The 21,444-nt window shown below is 67.3% G+C and carries 25 protein-coding genes and 2 tRNA genes; 6 read left to right on the forward strand and 21 right to left on the reverse strand.

The window, feature by feature from the left end; translation table 11 throughout:
• Positions 1-41 precede the first annotated feature (41 nt).
• The 9 genes from GU920_RS02825 to GU920_RS02865 form a co-directional block, all read right to left on the reverse strand.
• Positions 42-117 (reverse strand) — tRNA-Phe (locus tag GU920_RS02825).
• A 121-nt stretch (positions 118-238) separates the two neighbouring features.
• Positions 239-433, reverse strand: coding sequence for a DNA gyrase inhibitor YacG (locus tag GU920_RS02830; protein WP_161765452.1), 195 nt, complete (start codon positions 431-433; stop codon positions 239-241).
• The gene (locus GU920_RS02835) at positions 430-1,473 is read right to left on the reverse strand and encodes a ribonuclease E/G (RefSeq protein WP_161765453.1); all 1,044 of its coding nucleotides are present in this window, start codon (positions 1,471-1,473) and stop codon (positions 430-432) included. The genes GU920_RS02830 and GU920_RS02835 overlap by 4 nt, the downstream gene beginning before the upstream one ends.
• Entirely contained in the window at positions 1,470-2,045 is a 576-nt protein-coding gene (locus GU920_RS02840; protein WP_161765454.1) for a Maf family protein, read from the reverse strand. The genes GU920_RS02835 and GU920_RS02840 overlap by 4 nt, the downstream gene beginning before the upstream one ends.
• Entirely contained in the window at positions 2,042-2,260 is a 219-nt protein-coding gene (gene infA, locus GU920_RS02845) for a translation initiation factor IF-1 (RefSeq protein ID WP_108434436.1), read from the reverse strand. The genes GU920_RS02840 and infA overlap by 4 nt, the downstream gene beginning before the upstream one ends.
• A 112-nt stretch (positions 2,261-2,372) precedes the next feature.
• Complete coding sequence (locus GU920_RS02850; RefSeq protein WP_235933019.1) at positions 2,373-4,217, reverse strand: M10 family metallopeptidase; 1,845 nt, start codon at positions 4,215-4,217, stop codon at positions 2,373-2,375.
• 67 nt (positions 4,218-4,284) lie between these two features.
• Entirely contained in the window at positions 4,285-4,575 is a 291-nt protein-coding gene (locus tag GU920_RS02855) for a hypothetical protein (RefSeq protein ID WP_161765456.1), read from the reverse strand.
• Positions 4,576-4,780: 205 nt separating this feature from the next.
• Entirely contained in the window at positions 4,781-5,650 is an 870-nt protein-coding gene (locus GU920_RS02860) for a carbon-nitrogen hydrolase family protein (protein WP_161765457.1), read from the reverse strand.
• Positions 5,651-5,721: 71 nt separating this feature from the next.
• Positions 5,722-6,336 carry a TetR/AcrR family transcriptional regulator gene (locus GU920_RS02865; protein ID WP_235933021.1) on the reverse strand — a complete coding sequence of 205 codons (615 nt, stop codon included), beginning with the start codon at positions 6,334-6,336 and terminating at the stop codon, positions 5,722-5,724.
• A 103-nt stretch (positions 6,337-6,439) separates the two neighbouring features.
• On the opposite strand from GU920_RS02865, the gene GU920_RS02870 reads away from it, so the two are divergent.
• Positions 6,440-7,537: an aldo/keto reductase gene (locus tag GU920_RS02870; protein ID WP_161765459.1), complete on the forward strand. Its 1,098-nt coding sequence runs from the start codon at positions 6,440-6,442 to the stop codon at positions 7,535-7,537.
• A gap of 119 nt (positions 7,538-7,656) precedes the next feature.
• On the opposite strand, the gene GU920_RS02875 is transcribed toward GU920_RS02870, so the two are convergent.
• The 8 genes from GU920_RS02875 to hisD form a co-directional block, all read right to left on the reverse strand.
• Positions 7,657-7,917, reverse strand: coding sequence for a glycine zipper domain-containing protein (locus tag GU920_RS02875; protein ID WP_161765460.1), 261 nt, complete (start codon positions 7,915-7,917; stop codon positions 7,657-7,659).
• 269 nt (positions 7,918-8,186) lie between these two features.
• The gene (locus GU920_RS02880; RefSeq protein WP_161765461.1) at positions 8,187-9,017 is read right to left on the reverse strand and encodes a hypothetical protein; all 831 of its coding nucleotides are present in this window, start codon (positions 9,015-9,017) and stop codon (positions 8,187-8,189) included.
• Complete coding sequence (locus GU920_RS02885) at positions 9,014-10,099, reverse strand: GSCFA domain-containing protein (RefSeq protein ID WP_235933024.1); 1,086 nt, start codon at positions 10,097-10,099, stop codon at positions 9,014-9,016. The genes GU920_RS02880 and GU920_RS02885 overlap by 4 nt, the downstream gene beginning before the upstream one ends.
• An 80-nt stretch (positions 10,100-10,179) precedes the next feature.
• The gene (locus GU920_RS02890; protein WP_161765462.1) at positions 10,180-10,788 is read right to left on the reverse strand and encodes a GNAT family N-acetyltransferase; all 609 of its coding nucleotides are present in this window, start codon (positions 10,786-10,788) and stop codon (positions 10,180-10,182) included.
• Complete coding sequence (locus GU920_RS02895) at positions 10,785-11,195, reverse strand: ketosteroid isomerase-related protein (protein ID WP_161765463.1); 411 nt, start codon at positions 11,193-11,195, stop codon at positions 10,785-10,787. The genes GU920_RS02890 and GU920_RS02895 overlap by 4 nt, the downstream gene beginning before the upstream one ends.
• Positions 11,192-11,599, reverse strand: coding sequence for an arsenate-mycothiol transferase ArsC (locus GU920_RS02900; protein ID WP_235933130.1), 408 nt, complete (start codon positions 11,597-11,599; stop codon positions 11,192-11,194). The genes GU920_RS02895 and GU920_RS02900 overlap by 4 nt, the downstream gene beginning before the upstream one ends.
• A 65-nt stretch (positions 11,600-11,664) precedes the next feature.
• Positions 11,665-12,141 carry a UPF0262 family protein gene (locus GU920_RS02905; RefSeq protein WP_161765465.1) on the reverse strand — a complete coding sequence of 159 codons (477 nt, stop codon included), beginning with the start codon at positions 12,139-12,141 and terminating at the stop codon, positions 11,665-11,667.
• Positions 12,142-12,340: 199 nt separating this feature from the next.
• Complete coding sequence (gene hisD, locus GU920_RS02910; protein ID WP_161765466.1) at positions 12,341-13,642, reverse strand: histidinol dehydrogenase; 1,302 nt, start codon at positions 13,640-13,642, stop codon at positions 12,341-12,343.
• Between the two features lie 228 nt (positions 13,643-13,870).
• On the opposite strand from hisD, the gene GU920_RS02915 reads away from it, so the two are divergent.
• A complete protein-coding gene (locus GU920_RS02915; protein ID WP_161765467.1) occupies positions 13,871-14,668 on the forward strand; it encodes a sulfite exporter TauE/SafE family protein in 798 nt (265 codons plus the stop codon).
• A 68-nt stretch (positions 14,669-14,736) separates the two neighbouring features.
• Here GU920_RS02915 and GU920_RS02920 read toward each other — a convergent pair.
• Positions 14,737-14,811, reverse strand: a tRNA-Thr gene (locus GU920_RS02920).
• A 135-nt stretch (positions 14,812-14,946) separates the two neighbouring features.
• Here GU920_RS02920 and GU920_RS02925 point away from each other — a divergent pair.
• Genes GU920_RS02925 through GU920_RS02935 form a run of 3 tightly spaced genes read left to right on the forward strand, consistent with a single transcriptional unit; the run spans position 14,947 to position 16,928 of the window.
• Complete coding sequence (locus GU920_RS02925; RefSeq protein ID WP_161765468.1) at positions 14,947-15,165, forward strand: hypothetical protein; 219 nt, start codon at positions 14,947-14,949, stop codon at positions 15,163-15,165.
• 9 nt (positions 15,166-15,174) lie between these two features.
• A complete protein-coding gene (gene murA, locus GU920_RS02930) occupies positions 15,175-16,446 on the forward strand; it encodes a UDP-N-acetylglucosamine 1-carboxyvinyltransferase (protein ID WP_161765469.1) in 1,272 nt (423 codons plus the stop codon).
• 5 nt (positions 16,447-16,451) lie between these two features.
• The gene (locus GU920_RS02935; protein ID WP_161765470.1) at positions 16,452-16,928 is read left to right on the forward strand and encodes a DUF2948 family protein; all 477 of its coding nucleotides are present in this window, start codon (positions 16,452-16,454) and stop codon (positions 16,926-16,928) included.
• A gap of 37 nt (positions 16,929-16,965) precedes the next feature.
• Here GU920_RS02935 and GU920_RS02940 read toward each other — a convergent pair whose 3' ends face one another.
• The 3 genes from GU920_RS02940 to GU920_RS02950 all read right to left on the reverse strand — a co-directional run bounded on the left by GU920_RS02940 (position 16,966) and on the right by GU920_RS02950 (position 20,203).
• Complete coding sequence (locus tag GU920_RS02940; RefSeq protein ID WP_161765471.1) at positions 16,966-17,346, reverse strand: hypothetical protein; 381 nt, start codon at positions 17,344-17,346, stop codon at positions 16,966-16,968.
• A gap of 255 nt (positions 17,347-17,601) precedes the next feature.
• Complete coding sequence (locus tag GU920_RS02945) at positions 17,602-19,320, reverse strand: methyl-accepting chemotaxis protein (RefSeq protein WP_161765472.1); 1,719 nt, start codon at positions 19,318-19,320, stop codon at positions 17,602-17,604.
• A 127-nt stretch (positions 19,321-19,447) separates the two neighbouring features.
• Positions 19,448-20,203: a DeoR/GlpR family DNA-binding transcription regulator gene (locus GU920_RS02950; RefSeq protein ID WP_161765473.1), complete on the reverse strand. Its 756-nt coding sequence runs from the start codon at positions 20,201-20,203 to the stop codon at positions 19,448-19,450.
• A 222-nt stretch (positions 20,204-20,425) separates the two neighbouring features.
• Between GU920_RS02950 and GU920_RS02955 the strand changes: the two genes are divergently transcribed.
• Positions 20,426-21,397: an ABC transporter substrate-binding protein gene (locus tag GU920_RS02955; RefSeq protein WP_161765474.1), complete on the forward strand. Its 972-nt coding sequence runs from the start codon at positions 20,426-20,428 to the stop codon at positions 21,395-21,397.
• Positions 21,398-21,444: the final 47 nt, after the last annotated feature.

Consider the following 21,444-nt stretch of genomic DNA (forward strand, 5'->3'; position numbering starts at 1 on the left):
CTTCTTTGTCTTCAAGTGCTAAGATATTCTTGAGAAAATAATGGTGCCCAGAGCCGGAATCGAACCAGCGACACGCGGATTTTCAATCCGCTGCTCTACCAACTGAGCTATCTGGGCACCGTCACCAAGGGATCCCCTCGGAGTGGCGGCGTGATACGTCAGGCGGCGGGGGCTGTCCAGTGGGTTTCGGCAGAAAAATCCAACACACGCCTCCTAAGGCGCCGTTGCGCGCCTTGGATCAATGCGGGCGCGCGCCGGAGGCGGGGTCGGCGTCGTCCTGCGGCCCGGCCGGCGGGTCGCCCTCATCAAGCGGTTCGGCGGGGATGGCGTAACTGCCCCTGAGCCAGCGGCCAAGGTCCACATCCGCGCAGCGCCGCGAACAGAAGGGGCGGTATTTCGCATCCGCCTCCTTGTTGCAGATCGGACAGCTCACACCACCCCCCCCAGAAGATCGGCCAGCGCCAGACGGTCGCGCTTGCGCGTCATCTCGTACAGGCCCAGCCCCGTCCAGCCCGCCAGATGGGTTTCCGCCCCTTCCGCCCGGAAGGCAGCCTTCATCACCTGGTCCAGCGTGCCGCGGTCCTTCTTGGGGACCGGCGCGAAATCCACCACCACCTGCCCGCCCAGACCCCGCAGCCGCAGCTGGCGCGGCAACTCCCGCGCCGCCGCCACATTGGCCTTCAACGCCGCCGCGGGCGAGGTGTCGGCGCCCGTGTTCACATCCACCGCCACCAGCGCGCGGGTCGGTTCCACCGTGATATGCCCGCCACCCGGCAAATCCACCCGGGCCGCGCGCAGCGCGTCGATCATCTCCCAGACGCCAAGATCGGTGAACCCGCCTTCCACCACCTCATCCGGGGGGGGATCGGCCCAGTCGCGCCATGCCGCCTCATGCGCGCCTGGCCCATCGACCAAAAGCTCCGGCCCCCCCGCCAGATCGGCCGTCACCGCCGCCGCCAGATCCTTCATCGCAAGGATATCCTCGGCCACCGCCGCCTCATCCTCACCCTCGGCGGCCGACCGCAGGATCAACCCGTGATCGGCGGGCGCCCCCGCCATCGCCTCTTCGGCCAGCGCCTGCAACTCGGCCCGTACGTCCTCATCCCGGATGCGGCGCGAGATGTTGATCCCCGGCGCCCCCGGCGTCACGATCGCCCAGCGCGACCGGAACAGAAGCCGCGTGGTCACCGGCACGGCCTTGCCGGGTTCCGTAGGCCCCGTGACCTGCACGATGATCCGCTGCCCCGGCGCCAGCCCCGACACCTGCCGCAGGAACCCGCTGCCCCCCGGCAGCTTCACGAACATGCCGCCCTGCCCCTTCACGGGCCGATCCGCCACCGCGCGATAGATCGCGCCGGGCAGCACTACATCCCCGGGCGGGTCGATCAGCAGATCCTCCAGCCGCCCGTCTACGATCAGCGCCGCCGCCTCGCGCCCGTCGATCCGGTCCAGACAGACCACACGCCCCTTCATCCCTGCCTCCAGATCGGATAGCCCGCCGCCTGCAACAGCGCCGCCGTCTCGGCCAAGGGCAGGCCCACGATGCCGGTGAAACTGCCCGAAATCCAGGGGATGAAGGCCCCCGCCGCACCCTGGATGGCATAGGCCCCGGCCTTGCCCTGCCAGTCGCCGCCCGCCAGGTAGGCATTCAACTCCACATCCGACAGCCGCTTCATCTTCACCGCGCTCACCGACTCGCGCGTCCAGACCCGGTCACCCCGGCGCACGGCCACGGCGGTGATCACCTCATGCCGCCGCCCGCCCAGCGCCATCAGAAAGGCCGCCGCCTCGCCCGCGTCGCGCGGCTTGCCAAGGATCCGGCGGCCCAGCGCCACGGTCGTATCCGCGCACAACACGATGTCATCAGGCCCCGCCGCCACCGCAGCCGCCTTCTCGCGCGCCAGCCGCGCCGCATAGGGCCGCGGCAACTCGCCCTTGCGGGGATCCTCGTCGATATCGGGGGGAAGGATGGCATCGGGCACGATGCCCAGTTGCGCCAGAAGTTCCTTCCGGCGCGGGCTGCCCGATCCGAGGATCAGCTTCACTTGAAGCGATAGTTGATGCGACCCTTCGACAGGTCGTAGGGCGTCATTTCCACCTGCACCTTGTCGCCCGCCAGAACGCGGATGCGGTTCTTGCGCATCTTGCCTGCCATCACGGCGATCAGTTCATGGCCGTTATCCAGCTCGACCCTGAATGTCGCGTTCGGCAGGAGTTCCTTCACGACACCGGGGAATTCGAGGATATCTTCCTTGGCCATGTTCACTCCGAATAGGGTTGTGGCCCGCAAGCAGTGCTCGCAGGCTCCGGGCAAGGGTAATGCGCCTCTACGCCTGATTTTTCAAGGGGCAAATGCGGCCCGCGTCACGGCATCACACCAGCAGGATGTCGCCCTGCAACGCGGCCACCCGGTTCACGCCGATCACCACCAGCACATCCGCACCGCCAAAGTCGAACACGATGCGATCCGCCTCCGCCCGTGCCAGCGCGCGCAGATCGGCCCAGTCCGCCCCGGGACCGATCAGATCGGCCTCGATCGTGATGCGGTCCACCCCATCGGCAAAATCCGTGATGACGTCCCGCCCCGCGGTGTAGACGAACACATCCGCCCCGGCCCCGCCGCCCAGACGGTCGCTCCCCGCCCCGCCGTCCAGCCGGTCCGCGCCGCCCGCGCCCGACAGGATGTCATTGCCCAGACCGCCTCGCAGATCATCCGCACCGGCAAGGCCGGACAGACGGTCCCGCCCCGCATCGCCCGTCAGGCGGTCCTGCCCGTCGCCGCCATACAGCCGGTCATTCCCCCCACCGCCCGACAGCGTGTCGTCCCCGGTATTGCCCCACAGGGCATTCCCCGCGCCGTTCCCCGTCACGCTGTCATCGCCGCGCCCGGCCTCGAAGTTCTCGATCACCGTTCCACGGGCGATGAACAGGTTGCCCGCCCCGCCCATCACGCTCGATCGGCCCTCCGACAGAAGCGTGACCACTTGATCGCTTGCATCTCCCGTCAGGCGGATCGTATCGCGCCCGCCCTCGTCAAAAAGGGTCAGGGCCAGATCCGCCATCTCCCTGCCGCCCGCAAAGATATCGGCAAAGAACTGGCCCAGAAAATTCGTCAGCGTCGTGCCCTCGCCCCAGACGGTATTGCCCGCCGTCGCCCCGCCCGCCGCCGCGCCGTAAAGGTTCTGGATCGCCACGATATCGGCGGCCATCGTCGTCAGCAGGCTGGCATATCCGCTGGGATCATTGGTGTTCACGTCCTGATTGAAATACGACATGACCGACGCAGACCAGCTGTCGTTCACGAAATCCGCATCCACCTCATAGCTGGCCGAGACGTTATAGCCGCCCTGATGCCCCAAGCCCAGCGCATGGCCGATCTCATGCACATAGGTCTGGAAGCTGTAGCCGTCATAGCCCGTGCCATAGGCGGCCAGCCAGTCCAACCCGACATTGACCCGCGCAGACAGGATGTTCCCCCGCGACAGGGTCGAATTCGCAAAGGCCCCGGGCTCCGTATCGTCAAAGACGATATCGGCGCTCAGGCGCGGGCCGACCCGAAAGTCGATGTCGGCCACCATCTCCCACGCCTCCATCGCCCACAGCGCAAGCTGCCGACCCGCCGCCGTAAGCCCGGAGAGGTCATAGGTGATGATGTTGCTGGCAGCCGTGTCGAAGGCCCGGCCGCTTGATCCGAAGCTTTGCCAATAGCCGTCCGTCAGGAATGCCGCCAGTTCATCAAGGCTCGCCGCGGCGGGCGTGGGGATCACCGCCTCGCGAATGGTCAGGCGGTAATCCCCCGTCTGACTTGCGTCAAAGCCGCTTGCAGACAGGTAATAGGTGTCCGTGGTCGGCGCGACAAAGATCAGTTGGGAATACAAACCCACCGCATCGTCGTTGAACTGAAGCAGGTTGCCCCCTTCATCCAGCACGGTAAGGAAAGTGTCGGCAAGGGGGGTCGTGCCATATCCGCTCAGGTCGATCTGATAGGCCTGCCCCGCCTCCAGCGTCACGGCAACCAGATCGAAATCATCAATGCTCAGCCGCCCCAGAAACTCGTCACCCACCTCGATCACCACGCCCGGGGCGGGCGGCACGATGTCCGGCGCATCGCCGATCTCCCGAACGGTCGCCGCCACGGGCGGCCCATCCGTCCCGCCGATCGTGACGCGCGGGTCCGAAAACCCGCAGCGCTTCTCGATCACCGCGGCAAAACACATCGTACACATCGTTCACTCACCCAAGCACTGAAACGCCAAACCGTTCTGCAAATCGAACCCGGCCCCCTCACGGCGGGGGCGTCGCCCGCACCAGATCAGAGGCAAGCCGCTCTGGCCAATCGGGCAAAAGGGGGCCGTCCATCGCCATGATCTCCACCTCCGGCCCCGGTGCAGCCGCCGCACCCCAGCGCAACCGCGCAACCACCCGCTCCGGCCGCATCAGCAGAACCTCCACGACCGCCGCCGTCTCGTCGGCCGCGCGCCCATCCCCGGCAAGGATCGCGCCGACCGCCTGACACAGAGCGTCGGCCCCGGGCATGTCCACCCCCGCCGCCGCGGCGCAGGTCACGCCTGCCATGGCCTTCCCCGCACCCGCCCATGCGACAGACGCCACCATCAACCCCACCGCACAGCGCCGCGCCACACTGCCAGAGGACCGACCCTCGCCACATCCACCCATGCCACCCGCACCCGGCCTCAGCCCTGCCCTCGCGCCGAGCCTAGCATGAACGGCATCCCGATCAATTCCCGGTTGCTACCCGCGCAGGACCGCAACCCTGCGGTCAGGCCCGCGCCACGCGGTCGGCCTGTTCGTCCCAGTGCAGGTGATTGAGAACCCCACCCTCCCGCCGCACCCTGTGCACGGCGGCAAGGTCCACCTCCGCCACCGCCCAGCCCGGCGCGTTCAGCGCCGTCTCGGTGAATATCCCCGTCGCCGGAAAGCCCCGGTCCGGCGGGCCATAGATCGCCGCCGCCCCCACATTCTCATCCACCGCCGGGCACCACGGCGCCAGCCCCACCGTGGGCGAATGAACCGTGATGCATTGGTTTTCCAGCGCGCGCGCCATGGCCCCCACCCGCACCCGCGTGAAACCGGCCAGCGAATCCGTGCAGGACGGCACCAGAAGGATCTCTGCCCCGGCCTCGGCCAGCCGCCGCGCCAACAAGGGAAACTCGCTGTCATAGCAGATCAGCACCCCGATCCGGCCGATGGCTGTGTCAAACACCGGCAGCCCCGCGCCGGGTTCCACGAACCACGTCTCGCGCTCGAACCGGGTCATGATCTGCTTGTCCTGATGCCCGACGATGCCCTGCGGCCCGTACAGCGTGGCCCGGTTCACGGGCCGCTCCCCCCCGCCGCCAAAGACCGGCCCCGACGCACCAAGGATATGCACCCCATGCGCCGCCGCCAGCCGCAGATGCAGGCCATCCACCGCCTCGCGCCAGCGCGCCACCTCAACCAGCGCCCGCTCCAGATCAGCCGCCACCGCCGCCCCACCCAACGAGGCCAGCTCCATCGCGCCGTATTCCGGAAACACCAGCAGGTCCGCCCCCTGCGCCACCGCCTGCCCGACCCACTCTGTCAGCTTCGCCTCATAGACGGCGAAATCGGGCAGGAAATCCAGCGGATAGGCAGCAGCGGCAATCTTCATCGGGCAAGGCCCCCTTCGACGAAAGGATCAGGCCCCCTCTCTGCCAGCCTTCGCCGCGCAGGGCAAATCCTTCACGCCCCCGCACGCGTCCCAGCATCCCCCGGAAACGCCCGCATCGCACATTCCGCCATCGCCAGCAGCGCCTCACGCGGCATCCCGTCGCGCGCCAGCACGGATACACCCTGCATCACACCCATCATCAGCGCCGCCAGCGCCGCCGCATCGGTCCCCGCAGGCAAGGCCCCCTCCGCCACATCCCGCGCGATCCGCGCCTCCAGCCGCCGCAGAATCTCACCTCGTACCGCCGATACCGCCGCCTGCACCTCAACCGCCGATGCCGACACGCTGGCCGTAGCGCTTGTCATCAGACAGCCGGGCGGCGTCGCCTCGCCCGTCATCTTCTGCACCGCCCCGAACAGCAGATCCCACGCTGCCGCCCGCGCTGTCGGGGCCGCATCCAGCCGCGCCTGCACCGCCTCCATCGGGCCGACATACAGCTCCATCGCCTCCAAAAAAAGGCGCCGCTTGTCGCCAAAGGCGGTGTAAAGGCTGGGGGCCGTCACCCCCATCGCCGCCGTCAGATCGCTGATCGACGTGCTTTCATAGCCATGCCGCCAGAAGGCCAGCATGGCCTTCTCCAAGGCCGCTTGCCGGTCAAAGGACAGGGGCCTTCCGCCCCGGCGCATGGGTGCAGCAGCAGATTTCATAACGATCACTATTAAACCGATTGACCCCGGCAGACAAGGAGCCTAGCCGTTTCATAACGTTCGCTATGAAACAGGATGCCCCATGCCCCTCACCGCTTATCGCACCCTCGGCCGCTCGGGCCTTGTGGTCAGCCCCCTCGCCCTTGGCACCATGACCTTCGGCCCCGGCGGCTGGAACGCCGATGACACCGCCGCCCGCGCCATCTTCGACGCCTACCGCGATGCGGGCGGCAACTTCATCGACACGGCCGACATCTATTCCGGTGGCGAAAGCGAGGCGCTGGTGGGCCGTTTCCTGCGTGACACCCGGTCACGCGATGACATGGTCCTCGCCACCAAGTTCGGCTTCAACGCCAGTGCAAGCCCGCTTGAAACCCAATCCGGGCGCGGCCATCCCCATGCGGGCGGCGCAGGGGCCAAGAACATCCACCGCGCGCTCGACGCCTCGCTCCGCCGCCTGCAAACCGATCACATCGACCTCTACTGGATGCACATCTGGGACGGCGTCACCCCGGTGGAGGAAATCGTCCAGACCCTTGGCGATCTCGTCCGCGCCGGCAAGATCCGCTACTACGCCCTGTCCGACATGCCTGCCTGGCTGGCGATGAAGGCCGCCACCATCGCCACCGAACGCCGCATCCCCGGCCCCATCGCAATTCAGGTGGAATACTCGCTCGTCGCCCGCGATGTTGAGGCCGAACATATCCCTGCCGCGCGCGAGGCAGGGATGGGCGTCATGCCATGGAGCCCGCTCGCCGGTGGCTTTCTCACCGGCAAATACCGCCGCGGCGACACGGCAAACACAGGCCGCCTCTCCGGCCCCAACCCCTTTGGCGACAGTAAGTTCACCCCCCGCAACTGGGATATCCTCGACACCCTGCGCGACGTGGCGCAGGAACAGGATCGCCCCCCGGCCCAGATCGCGCTGGCCCAGATCGCGCTGGCCTGGGTCATGGCCCGCCCCGGCGTTACCTCCACCCTGATCGGCGCCAGCAGCCCGGCGCAACTGGCCGCCAATATCGCGGCCAGCGATGTGATCCTTACCGCCGATCAGATGGCCCGCCTCGATGCAGCCAGCGCCCCGGCCCCCGGCTTTTCCGCCTCACTCACGCATCCCGCCCTGCGCCAGATGATCTTTGGCGGCAACGATGTCACGGGCTGGCAAGACAGCCCGGCCTGACAGGAAACCTGGCCGCGTGCCCCGCACCGCGCCCTCGATCCCAACAAAAAACCGGGCCGCGGTGCCTTGCACCGCGGCCCGGCCTTGCCTCATCCGGCATCTCAACCGGGCATGCAACCTTACTGGCAGCGCGCCACGTAGCGGCGGCCGTAGGCATCCTGATAGATACAGTCATTGGGCGTATTGGCCCGGCCGATCAGGTTCCCGGCCACGCCGCCCACGGCGGCGCCAATGATCGCGCCTTCCACGCGGTCATCGGAATCCGACACCGCCGCCCCAAGCACCGCGCCCGTCGCGGCCCCGCCCAGCGTGGCCTGATCCGCGGGAACACATGCCGCGGCGCCAAGGCCGAGAAGTGCAAGAAGGATCGTCTTTTTCATCGCAATGCCTCGATTGGAGTACGTCATCTTATGTAACCTCCGAATGTTTCACCTTTCGTCCCTCGCACCCTTCCGCAACAGGCGGCGGGGCGCAGGCGGCGTCCGGCATGGGTCGAATATAGCCCTCGAAATCCGCCCCGCAACAATCCGCCCCGCCGCCATCCGAAAACTGCCCATTTCTCGCCGATCGCTGCAGAAAGGCCAAGAAAACAAGGCGCTGGCGCATCTCTCTGGCGCGCAGCAGGCGGGCGGAAACCCGCTGCCCCCTGTCAGCGCGCGGTGGCGGTGGCAGATTCGTCCCCCACCTCAGCCCCCGCCAGATGCGCCAGAAGATGCCGGATGCAGGCCCGGCCATAGGCCGCGTTCATGTGGCTGTGATCGCCCCGCGCGCCCGGCGCATCGGGGTTTACCCCGCCGCCCCCCGCAGCCAGATACCCCGCCCGCGTCAACGCGCCCGCCCCGGCCACATCCGGCGGCGGGGCGATGAACGCGACCCCCGCCTCCCGCGCCCGCACCGCCAGCCGGTCGGCATAGCGCATCAGGAACGCGCGGGCGGCCTCCGGACATGCGGCCGCGTCCCGCCATGGCGCATAAAGGGGATGGGTGCTGCGCAGGCAGGTCTCGGCATAGATCGGGCGGCCGAAGACGACGGTCCGCCCCGCCATCCGGGGCGGCAGGGGCCACGCGGCACAGGTCTCGGCGCAGGCTTCCGCAAAGGCCGCCTCCACGAAGCCCGCGCTGAACAGCGCGCGCGCTCCGTCACGCACCGCAGGCCCCATGCCGGGGGCATCCCCCAGCGCGGCAAAGCCCATCGCCCGCTCCGGCGCCCAGGACAGCCCGACACAGACGGCGACATCGGCATCGGCAGGGTGGCACTCCACCTGTCCCGCATTGATCGCGCGGACCCGGTCCAACTCCTCTGCCGTGACCGACCGCCGCGCCGCAAACCGGCCCGAGGCGCGGAAACGATACCGCTGAAAGATCCGCTCCGGTAGGCTGAAGAACGCCATCTCAAGCGCCGGTCGCCCCTCCGTCCAGCCCTCCCACGCCGCCTGCCACGCGGCGACATGGGAATTGCCGTAGACAAGAACCCGCCTCATGCCGTGGCCGTGCCGGCAAAGCGGCCAAGCAGCACCTCCTCGCAGCGCAGATCCTCAGCCGCCGCATCTGCCCCGCCCGCGCCCGGCACCTGCCGCTCTTCCGCGCCCGATGCTTCCACACCCTGCCCGCCCAGCCCATAGCTGGCGCGCAGCGTGGCCATGACCGTGGCCACCCCCTCCTCCGTCACGTCACGCAGATTGGGCGCGAAGAACCGCCCGCCCGACGAAGGCGAGGTGATGATCTCGTAGGACGGAAAGTAGTCCACCCCCTCCTCGGCGCGCAGGATCTCGTCACAGGCCGCGCGCAGGATGGATTTCGACCGCACCGTCGCCACCTCTACATGATCCCCGCTCGCCGTCGCGGCGAGGGGGACAGGCGATACGGTGATCAGAAACCGCATCGCCGGATTTGCCGCCCGCGCCAGCGCCATGAAGGCCCGAAAGGCCGCCACCGTCTCGGCCACGGTAAAGTTCACAAATCCATGCACCGCAGGGTCATAGCTGCCCCCGATCACGCCCGGGGCCATGGGAAAGACCGTGCCGCTGTCGCGGTGGCAAAAGGCCTCGGTCAACCCGAAGGTAAAGACGAACACATCCGCCGCCCCCCAGGCGGCCCGCAGCTGCGCCAGATGCCGCGCGCGGTGCAGCGCCACCTCCTCTGCCGAGGCAAGGCCCGCAGGCTCCACCGACGGGCGCTGGGAATCGACGAACCGCTCCCCCAGCGTCCAGACCGGTTCCGCCGGGCGAAACCCCTTCCACGCCTCGCGGGCCAGCTGCGCCAGATGGGCCGCAGTGTAGATGTTGCCATGCCGGGCCGAGAACAGGCGATAGCCGTGATCCCGCGCCACCCGGTCAGAGACAAAGGCAGGCGCAGGCTCGCTGTCGATCACCTCGACCCCTGCCGCCCGCAGCGCGCGGCCCACATGCTGGGCAAAGCAGGATCCGGCCGTCGCCACCCGCGTGTCGGGGCCAATGGCAAAGCTGGGCCGGAACATCCCGGCTTCCGCGATGGCCCCGCGCGCCTCGACGCCGAACCGCCAGAACGCCCGCCGCTCCAGTTTCTGATAAGGCGATCGCGACAAGGGGTCACTCCGGCTACCGAGTATGGGGGCGAGTCTGCCCGCCCCCACGCCCGCCGTCAAATGCCATGCAGCATCCGCCGTCAGATCGCCCGCATCCAGAACTGCAACGGCTTCACCGTCTCGCCCGCCTCGCCGATATCCTTCCACGCGAACTCCGCCACCACGCCCGGCAGCGGCGCATAGCCCCGCCCCCGCCAGAAGGCATCATTGCTGCGATAGGCCGCAGGCCGCAGCGGATGGTCCTCCGGGCGCATCACGGAACAAAAGGCGACATGCGTCCGCCCAAGGGCCCGGGCATGATCCTCGCGCAGGTCCAGAAAGCGATGCCCGATCCCCTTGCCGCGATACTCCGGCAAAAGCACCGATTCCGCGCCATACAGGATCCGCTCCAACGCCACCCCGCGCCCGGCAAAGGGGGCCGCGAATTCGCCCGCGTGATCCTCCATCGGGGTCGAGGTGGACGCCCCCACCAGTACATCCCCGAAGAACGCCCCCACCAGCAGCGCGCCAGGACTGTCGCGATAGGTGGCCAGATACTGCCGCTCATAGTCGAGCGACCCGTCATAAAGATAGGGCCAGTCCCGGAACACCGCGATGCGCAGCCGCGCCACATCGTCCAGAGCCGCCTCCAGCGCCGCGCCCTGCAGGGCACGCACCGAAATCCCCGCAGGCAGCGCGGCCCGCGTCATGCGGAAACCTGTGCGATCCAGTCGTTCAGGTTGTAAAACGTCGTCACCCGCGCGATCTTGCCATCGCGGATGTCAAAGAACCCCCCCGCAGGCAGGATGTAGCGTTGGCCCCGCGCCTCGGGCAGGCCCGGATCGGTCTGCAGATATGCGCCATGCACCACGAACTCCGCCGCCCCCCGCGCCCCGTCATCGCTCGCGAAGATCACCATGTCCTTCAACTCTTCCCGATAGCTCACACCCATATGCGAACAGAACTCGGCGAATTTCGCCCGGCCCCGCCGGATGCCCCCCTCGTTCACCCGATGCTCCACATCCTCGGCCACGCACTCCAGCATGCCCGCCGCATCGCCCGCATTGAACGCCGCATAATAGCGCCCGATCAGGGCGATGGCTTCCGTCCGGCTCATTCCGTCTGTCCCTCTTCCTTTGGCGGCCCGAACCGCGCGATCATCCGATCCCGGATCTGGTCCCGCGCCTGCCGATAGGCCGCAAGCTTCGCCTCGCGGCTCTCGCCAAGGCCCGTGGGATCAAGGATCGGCCAGTATTCTACGTCCAGATGGTAGAACCGGGTCAACTCCAGCGCCGTTCTCTGGCTCGCGGGCGACAGGGCGACGATCAGATCGAACTGGCTCAGATCATCCCCCCATTCCTGCATCTCCTCGAAACTGCGCGACCGGTGGCGCGACAACTCGATCCCCAATTCCTTGCACACGGCGATGGAGAAGCCATCCACCTCCATGTCATTCTTCACACCCGCCGACTGCACATAGGCCTTCTGGCCATACATCTGCTTCATCAACCCTTCGGCCATGGGCGAGCGCACGGCATTGTGGTCGCAGCAGAACAGAACCGATGTCGGAAACGCTCCTGCCAAGATCAGCCCCAGTGCAGGACGCAGATCAGCGTGAACAGGCGCCGCGCCGTATCCGTATCCACCTCGGCCTTGCCCTCCAGCCGCTCCTGCAGCACGCGCGCGCCTTCGTTGTGGATGCCCCGCCGCGCCATGTCGATCGCCTCGATCTGGCTGGGCGGCAGGCGCTTCACCGCCTCGAAATAGCTCTCGCAGATCTGGAAGTAATCCTTCACCACCTGCCGGAACGGCCCGAGGCTCAGGTGGAACTCCCCCACCTTCTCGCCCGCCTCCGACCCGATGTCGAAGACAAGCCGCCCCTCGCGGATCGCAAGGCCAAGCCGATAGGGCCCGGTCACCGCCTCGCGCCCCTCGCGCACCGGCAGCGCGAAGGAGTTCTCCTCCAGAAGATCAAAGATCGCCACACGGCGTTCCTGCTCGATCTCCGGCGTCGGCCGCGCCAGCCCCCGCTCGTCGATCTCGATATGGCAGATGCGGTTCATCCGGCAGACCCCTCTTACACCCAAAGGGTGATGCCCGACCGCAACCCGCAGCGCAAGGGCGATGGGGGCTCATGCCGGTGCAAGGCACGGCCAAGGGCAAAGCAAGGGGCCACCATCACCCGCGCCACGCCGATACCCCGCAGACCCCGCGCTTGATCCGCGACAGGGTCCCACCCGCTGGATGCCGCGCCGCCAGACCCTAGCCGTTCAACCGATCCAGCCGCGCCCGCACGCTCAATCCATGCGCCTGCAAGCTCTCGCTGATCGCCAGCCGCTCTGCCGCAGGCCCGATGGCGCGCAGCGCCTCGGGCGTCATCCGCGCCATCGTCGTCCGCTTCATGAAATCGAGCACATTCAAACCGCTGGAAAACCGCGCCGACCGCGCCGTGGGCAGCACATGGTTCGGCCCGCCCACATAGTCGCCGATCGCCTCGGGCGTCCACGCCCCAAGGAAGATCGCCCCCGCATGGGGGATCTTCGCGGCCAGCGCCTCGGGGTCCGCCACCATGATCTCCAGATGCTCCGCCGCGATCCGGTTCGCCAGATCCGCGGCCTCGTCCAGATCGCGCACCACGATCACCGCCCCGTTGTCGCGCCAGCTTGCCCCCGCGATGGCCCGCCGCTCCAAAGTCTCCAGCCGCGCCTCCACCGCGCCCGCCACCGCCATGCCAAAGGCCGCATCCGTGGTGATCAGGATGGCCTGCGCGCTCTCGTCATGCTCGGCCTGTGACAGCAGGTCCAGCGCGATCCAATCGGGGTCATTGTCCGCATCCGCGATGACCAGAACCTCCGACGGCCCCGCGATCATGTCGATCCCCACCCGGCCAAACACCCGCCGCTTCGCCGCCGCCACATAGGCATTGCCCGGCCCGGTGATCTTGTCCACCGCCGCAATCGTCGCCGTGCCATAGGCCAGCGCCGCCACCGCCTGCGCGCCCCCCACGCGGTAGATCGCATCGACGCCCGCGATCCGCGCCGCCAGCAGGACGAGCGGATTGACCACCCCCCCCGGTGTCGGGCAGGTCACGACCAGCCGCCCCACCCCCGCCACCTTGGCCGGGATCGCATTCATCAGAACGGAGGACGGATAGGACGCCAGCCCCCCCGGCACATATAGCCCCGCCGCCGAAACCGGCGTCCAGCGCCAGCCCAGTGTCGCCCCCGCCGCATCGGTCCAGCTTGCATCCTCTGGGCGCTGCCTTTCGTGATAGGCCCGGATGCGCGCGGCCGCCAACTCCAGCGCCGCCCGATCCTCGGCGGAAACCCGGGCAATCTCGGCCTCGATCTCGGCCTCCGAAAAGGCAAGGCCGTCCGCCGTCAGCTCCAGCCGGTCAAACCGCGCGGTCAACTCGATCAGCGCCGCATCCCCCCGCGCCCGCACATCCGCAATGATGGCCGCCACCGCCTGATCCACGTCCTCGGCCTCTTCCCGCTTCATCGACAGAAGCCGCGCAAACTCCGCCTCGAAACCGGCATCGCGGGTGGACAGGAAAAAGGTCATGGGCCAAGCCTCCAACAGGTGCGCCCCATCTAGCGCGCGCCCGGCAGGCACTCAACCCGCAGGGCGCGCCTTTGTGGGCAGCCCCACGCCCCCGGGCGCCGCCGCTTATGCGCTGGCCGCCCCCCGGCCAAAGGCTTAGGGTGCAGCCGAACAGGCCGCCGATCCGCGCGCCAATCCGCGCGGGGATCGGCGGCCAGAACCGACAAAGTCAGAAAGACGGGACGAACCGTGCAAGGATGGGATTTCTGGCTGATCGCCGTCGCGGTCGCCTTTCTGGTGGGCCTCGCCAAGGGAGGCTGGTCCGCCGTCGGCAACCTCAGCGTCCCGCTCCTCAGCCTCGTCGTCGATCCCCTTACCGCGGCGGGCCTGCTCCTGCCGGTCTATATCGTGAGCGATGCCTTCGGGCTATGGGCCTACAGGCACAGCTATGCGCGCCGGGTGCTCACCATCCTCATCCCGGCGGGGATCGCAGGCGTGCTGATCGGCTGGGCCGTGATCCCGTGGACATCGGCCCATCTGCCCGGCGGCAACGACATCATCACCGGGCTCGTGGGCGCCATCGGCATCCTGTTCGCCCTCTACATGCTGACGGGCCCCAAGGCCGCAACGGTCCCGCGCGCGCCACGGGTCAGACCGGGCCTGTTCTGGGGAACCATCACCGGCTTCACCAGCTATATCAGCCATGCCGGCGCGCCCCCCTATCAGGTCTATGTCCAACCCCTGGGCCTCGACCGCCTGGCCTATGCGGGGACCACGACGATCCTGTTCGCGGTCCTGAACGCGGTGAAACTCGGCCCCTACGCCCTGACAGGTCAGGTCACGCTGCAAAGCCTCGAAACGCTGGCCTATCTGTCCCCGGCCGCGATCCTCGGCGTCTATATCGGCAAGCGGACCGTCGGCATGGTCAGCGAACGGACCTTCTACCGCGTCATCACATGGGCTCTGCTGATCGTCGGGGTAAACCTCCTCGGCCGCGCGCTGATCGGCACCGACCCCTTCCTCGCCCTCGCACGCGCGCTGTCCTGAAAGACGCGCACCGTCCCGCACACATCCCGCGGCGGAAGGTCGTTCCTCAAGTTTTCAAGGGAGAAGGATGGTGCTGCAAGAGAGGATTGAACTCTCGACCTCTCCCTTACCAAGGGAGTGCTCTACCACTGAGCTACTGCAGCGCCGTGGCCGGATGCGGGGCGTCCCGCGCGGCGTGGCGGGTGAATAGCCGCCTTCGGATGGCGGTGCAAGTGCAAACTCGCCCGGTCGCGCGGCGCAATCTGGACCCCTGTCCCGCCATCGTATAGGAGGGGGCGATGAACCCGAAATCCAGCGATCCAAGGGCCGAAACGACAGGAGCCGAAAAGGCGGGGCCTGGCAAAACGGGGCGCCCCACGTCAGAGACGACGCGGGAGGCGCGCCTCAAGGCGGCGCTGAAGGCGAACATGGCGCGCCGCAAGGCGCAGGCGCGGGCACGGGCGGGCAATGAGGCAAAAGCGGCGGGAACGGACACGCCCCCCGCAGAAGATATGTGAGGCAGGCGGATGGATTCTATTCTGGTCAAGGGCAACGGGCCGCTCAACGGCGCCATCCCGATCGCGGGGGCCAAGAACGCCTGCCTGACGCTGATGCCCGCCACCCTTCTGACCGACGAGCCGCTCACGCTGACCAACGCGCCGCGCCTGTCCGATATCCGCACCATGACGCAGCTTCTGCAATCGCTGGGGGCGGAAGTGGCCAGCCTGCAAGACGGGCTGGTGCTCGCCATGTCGTCGCATGACATCGACAACCACCGCGCCGATTACGACATCGTGCGCAAGATGCGGGCGAGCATCCTCGTCCTCGGGCCGATGCTGGCGCGCGACGGCCATGCCGTCGTCTCGCTGCCCGGCGGCTGTGCCATCGGGGCGCGCCCGGTGGACCTGCATCTCAAGGCGCTGGAGGCGATGGGGGCAGAGCTTGACCTGCGCGATGGCTATGTCCACGCCCGCGCCCCGGGCGGGCGGCTCAAGGGCGCGGTGATCGAATTTCCCTTCGTCTCCGTCGGCGCGACCGAAAATGCGCTCATGGCCGCCACACTGGCCCGTGGCACGACCGTGCTGAAGAACGCCGCACGCGAACCCGAGATCGTCGATCTCGCGCAATGCCTGCGCAAGATGGGCGCCCAGATCGAAGGGGAAGGCACCGCCACCCTTACCGTGCAGGGCGTCGATCGCCTGCACGGCGCCACCCATCCCGTGGTGACCGACCGCATCGAACTTGGCACCTACATGCTCGTCCCTGCGATCTGCGGCGGCGAGGTGGAATGTCTGGGCGGGCGCATCGAACTGGTCGGCGCCTTTGCCGAAAAACTCGATGCCGCCGGGATCAGCGTGACCGAAACCGAACGCGGCGTGAAGGTCGCGCGCAAGAACGGCCGGGTGCGCGCCGTCAACGTGACAACCGAACCCTTCCCCGGCTTCCCCACCGATCTGCAGGCCCAGATGATGGCGCTGCTCTGCACCGCCGAAGGCGTCTCGGTGCTGGAAGAAAAGATCTTTGAAAACCGCTTCATGCACGCCCCCGAACTGATGCGCATGGGCGCGCGGATCGACGTGCATGGCGGCACGGCCACGGTCACCGGCGTGGAAAAGCTGCGCGGCGCGCCGGTGATGGCCACCGACCTGCGGGCCTCCGTCAGCCTGATCCTCGCCGGGCTCGCGGCCGAAGGGGAAACCGTGGTCAACCGCGTCTACCACCTCGACCGCGGTTATGAACGGGTGGAAGAAAAGCTGCGCGCCTGCGGGGCTCAGATCGAACGGATCAAGGGGAACTGACACCCATGGCGGATGCGCGTTTCGAAGATGGCGAGGCGGGCCCGCTCAATCTGGTGGCGCGGGATGGCGATGACCTGCAGGTGATCTCGGCGCTGGTGCAGGATGCCGTCCTCACCGGGGCCGATCTCAAATGGGAACGCGCCAAGCGCCGCTTTGCCTGCCTGATCAACCGCTTCCGCTGGGAAGACCGCGACGCCGCCGAAGCCGCGCGCCGCCCCTATGAACGGGTGCGCGCGCTTCTGGTGATCGAGGATGCGCTGGCCGTGCGGTCACAAGGCATCGACCGGGGCGATCCCGAAACGGTGCTGTCGATCCTGTCGCTCGACTGGGCGCCGGGCGCCGATGGCACGGGCGCGGTCACGCTGGTCCTCGCTGGCGACGGCGCCGTGCGGGTGGAGGTCGAGGCGCTGGAGGTGACGCTGCACGATGTCACCAAACCCTACCTCGCCCCCAGCCGCCGCAAGCCCGAACATCGGGATTAGGTCGCCCCGCCCCCAAAGGGCGCTAGCCCCCGCCGCCTCAGCCCCGGAACGTCCCGGGGGCAAAGCGCAATTCGAACATCTCCGTCTGGTTGGGCGCGGGGCCGATGAACCGGCAGGTCGCGACCGAATTCTCCAGCTTCGTCCGCCCTTTCACCTGGGTGAAATAGTTGAAATCCACCTTGTAGACTTTCCCCGCGACTCGGACTTCGCCGTCCCGCGCGATCTTGGGGATGAACTGGCGGAAGCGGTGGTTGAGCAACTTGCCCGAACCGCAGACGGCAAACTGTCCCTGATCGGCGAAGACATTCCACACGAAAGTGTAGACCTCACCGAAGGTTCCCCGGAACTCCACACTCGCTTCCGAGAAATTCTCATCAACCGGCACGGTGAAATCGGCCGCCGGTGCTGCCGTCGCCATGAATAAAGACACAAGACCGGCACAGATATGGGACAAGGGGCGCATGGTGATCTCTTTGCAAAGGGTTTGGACCAAAGTCTGATCGGGCGCTGGACAAAACTCTGGAATCAATACGTTTTCTAGGCCCTCTCCCGATCAAGGCTCTGCCTTGTCCGCGCCTGCGTCAACAGTTATGAATGTCCCGCCCCGCGCGCCATGCGAAAAGGGCCGCCCCCGCACGGGGGGCGGCCCTGTTCTCCCATCCCCGTCCCGGGATCAGCTTGCCTTGGCCTGCGGCAGGCCCGTCGGGGCCGCCCCATGGCGCGACACCATGGTCATGATCTGCGACATCAGCTCCGGCGGCAGGCCGCGCGCGTTCAGCCCGGCCAGATCCAGCCCGGCAGGCAGCCTGCGCCGCAGATGGAACCGGCCCAGCGCGCCCCGCACGCTTTCGGTCGCGCTCTGCATCTCGGCGGACGCCGCGGCCAGCTGATCGGCCTGCGAGCTTGTCTCCACCGACGCCTTCGCCACCTCGTTGATGGCAAGGTTGATCTGCGCCACGCCACGCGCCTGTTCGTCGCTGGCATCTGCGATGGAGTTGATGCGCTGCGCGGCCTGTTCGATCCCGCCCGCGATCTGGTCAAACGACGATTGGGTGTCCGACACCACCTTCACGCCGATGGCGACCCGGTCGGTGGACGCCTCGATCAGTTCCGACGTCTCCTTCGCCGCACGCGCGGACCGGGCGGCAAGGTTGCGCACTTCCTGCGCCACCACCGCAAAGCCACGCCCGTGCTGGCCGGCGCGCGCGGCCTCCACCGCCGCGTTCAGCGCCAGCAGGTTGGTCTGGAAGGCGATCTCGTCGATCACCTTGATGATCTTGCCGATATCCTGCGAAGAGGTGCGGATCATGTCCATGGTCTGGACCATCTCATCCACCTTCACGCGGCCCTGCTGCGCCACCTCCGACGACGACTTGATCAGGCTGCGCGCCTCGATGGCCGAAGCGGCATTGCTGCGCACCGCCGCATCCGTCTGCTGCGCCGAGGACGACACCTCATCCGCCGAGGACGAGGTGACCTGCGCGCTGTTGGCCAGCGCCTGCGCCGACTGCGCGATCTGATCCACCGTCGTCGCGATCTGCGACACCTGCGCGGTGACAGTGCCGAAGGTATCGTTCAGCGAACTGTAGGCCTGTTCGAACGCGGCCACGATCACGCGGAATTCGCCCTCGAAGCGGGCGGTATCCACCTCGCGGTCAAGCCGCCCGTCCACGATGGCGGTGGACAGCGACTTGATCTCCTCCACCACGGCGATGAAGTTGTCGCGCACGGCATCCATCGCCTTGTTGATGAACACGCGCTCGCCGCCCAGCGGCTCCAGCCGATAGGCGAAATCGCCCGCCGCATAGCGTTCTGCGCAGGCGATGACCTTCTTCTTGGTGATGATGTGATCCTCGACCATCTGGTTCACGCGGCGCGCCAGATCGGCCAGCTCGGCATCGAATTTCTCGGGGTTCAGATAAGACGAAATCCGCCCCTCCGCATGATCGACCGCCATGGTGCGGATGTCGTTGATGATCATCTCGATCTGACGGCGCCCCTCCATCGCGATGGTCATGTCCTGCCATTCGACAAAGACGCAGTTCAGCGATCCGTCCGGGCTGAAGCGCGGCGTCGCCTTGAAGCCGAGGTTGCGCCCCCCGATGGTGAACTTGCCATCATGCGGCTTGGTCATCTTGTCCATGATGCCGCGCTGGTAATGGGGGTTCTTGTGGAACACGTCGATGGACTTGCCCACCACCTCGCGCGCATGGAAATGCGGCAGGTCGCGCTGGATATCGGCCTCGATCGCTTCGAACATGCGATACCCGGCTTCGTTCACATAGACGATCCGCATCTGGCGATCTGCGACCATGATGGGATTGGAGAGAATTTCGATCGTCTCGAAAGCCGTCATCGACTCCCAAGCATTGGGCTGTTCCGCACTTGTCATTCGCCACCTCCAGCAAAGAACTTCGCTATCGGAACGACGATCGGCCCATGGGCTTTAGCCCACTATCATGTGGCCATGCCCGCTACAGCCATTCGGATGGATGGGCACGGCGGGCGCCCGGCGGGCCTCATCCGGCAATCCGCACCGCCGTTTCCGCCCCGCGCAGCGCAGCGGCAAGGTCGGGCGGCGGCGGCTGATCGGTGACCAGCGCATCCACCATGGCAAAGCCGCACACCCGGATCACCCCGCGCCGCCCGAACTTCGTGGCATCCGTGGCCACCACCCGTTGCGCCCCGCAGGTCAGCACGGCGCGGGCGAACTCGGCCTCCTGCAGGTCGTAATCCATCACCCCCCCGGCATCCACCGCCCCGGCCGAGATGATGGCATGTTCCACCGAAAACCGCCCGATGAACTCCAGCGCCGATGCCCCCAGCGCCGCGCCGGAATCGCCGCGCAACTCGCCCCCCGCCATGAAGACGCGGTTGCCGTTCACCGTGGCAAGGATGCGCGCGATGTCGGATGAATTGGTCACCACCACAAGCCGCCGGTGCCGCAGCAGCGCGCGCGCGATGAAACTCGTGGTCGTGCCGGTGTCCAGCATCACCGATGCGCCATCCGCGATCCCCGCCGCCACCGCCCGCGCGATCGCACGCTTGCCCGCCGCATTCTCGCGCATCCGCCGGTCAAAGGGCGCCTCGCCCGTCTGCCCCGCCAGCCCCACCGCGCCATGGCTGCGCACCGCCGATCCGGCCTCCACCAGCGCGCGGATGTCGCGCCGCGCGGTTTCCGCCGATATCCCCAAGGCCGCCGCCACTTCGGCAATGGGCAACATCCCCCGCCCGTCCAGCAGTTTCAAAAGCTCGCCCTGACGCCGCGAAACCATGCCGCTTCCTTTCACCCACTGACCGAAGTTGACCGTATTCCGTGGATAACATGACCGAATACACAATCCTACCCCATCAAACGGTCAGCAAAATCGCAAGTCCGCCCAGAATCCATTTGACACCCTGCCGTTGCCTTCGCGTAACCTTCCCTCCAGCGATATCCCGGCGCGGCAAAAGCTGCCCCGAAAACTGCCCCAAAAACAAATCGCAGGGAGTTCACGATGCGCCGTTCCTCACCGTTCCGTTCCGGTCTTCGCCCGTTTGCCCTCGCCACCGCCTTGACCGCCAGCACGGCCCTCGCCGCCGCGGCGCAAGAATCCACCGATCCCATCAAGCTCACCCTGCATGACTGGACCGGCCAGCTCATCACCACCCAACTGATGGGCGAGGTGCTGAAAAAGGCGGGCTACAGCGTCGAATACGTGCAGGCGGACTACCTCGCCCAATTCCCCGGCCTCGAATCCGGCGATCTGCATGTCGCGATGGAACTGTGGGACACCACCGCCCGCGACGCGCTCGATGCCTCCGTCGCCACAGGAAATGTCGAGGTGTTCGGCCCCACCGGCATGAAGGCCAAGGAAGAATGGTGGTATCCCACCTACATGAAGGAACTCTGCCCCGGCCTGCCCAACTGGGAAGCGCTGAAAGACCCCGCCTGCGCCGAGGCCTTCTCCACCGCCGAGACCGCGCCCAAGGGCCGCTATCTGGGCGGCCCCGTCACCTGGGGCGGCTATGACGAGGAACGCATCGCCTCCCTCGACCTGCCGTTCGAGGTGATCCATGCCGGCACCGACGGCGCGCTCTTCGCCGAACTCGAAAGCGCCTATCAGCGCAAGGCTCCCATCATCCTGTGGATCTACGATCCGCACTGGGCCCCCGCGAAATATGAGGGCGAATTCGTCGAATTCCCCACCTATTCCGTCGAATGTTACACCGATCCCGCCGTCAGCCTGAACCCCGACGCCACGCATGACTGCGGCAAACCCTTTGGTGAGATCTGGAAGGCAGGCTGGGTGGGGCTCAAGGACAAATGGCCCGGCGCGCACAAGGCCATTCAGGCCTTCACCTTGGACAACAAGGAAATGGGCAACATGATCGCCGAGGTGGACCTCAACGGCAAAACGGTCGAAGCCGTGGTCGCCGACTGGATGGCCGCGAACGAAGCACGGTGGAGCGGCTGGATCGCCCAGTAAGGCCCGCGCCTTCGCCCCCGGGGGCGCGGTACACCAGCGCCGCCCCC

Origin of the sequence: Paragemmobacter ruber, assembly GCF_009908315.1 — a bacterium.
In the GTDB taxonomy this organism is placed as follows: Bacteria; Pseudomonadota; Alphaproteobacteria; order Rhodobacterales; family Rhodobacteraceae; genus Paragemmobacter; species Paragemmobacter ruber.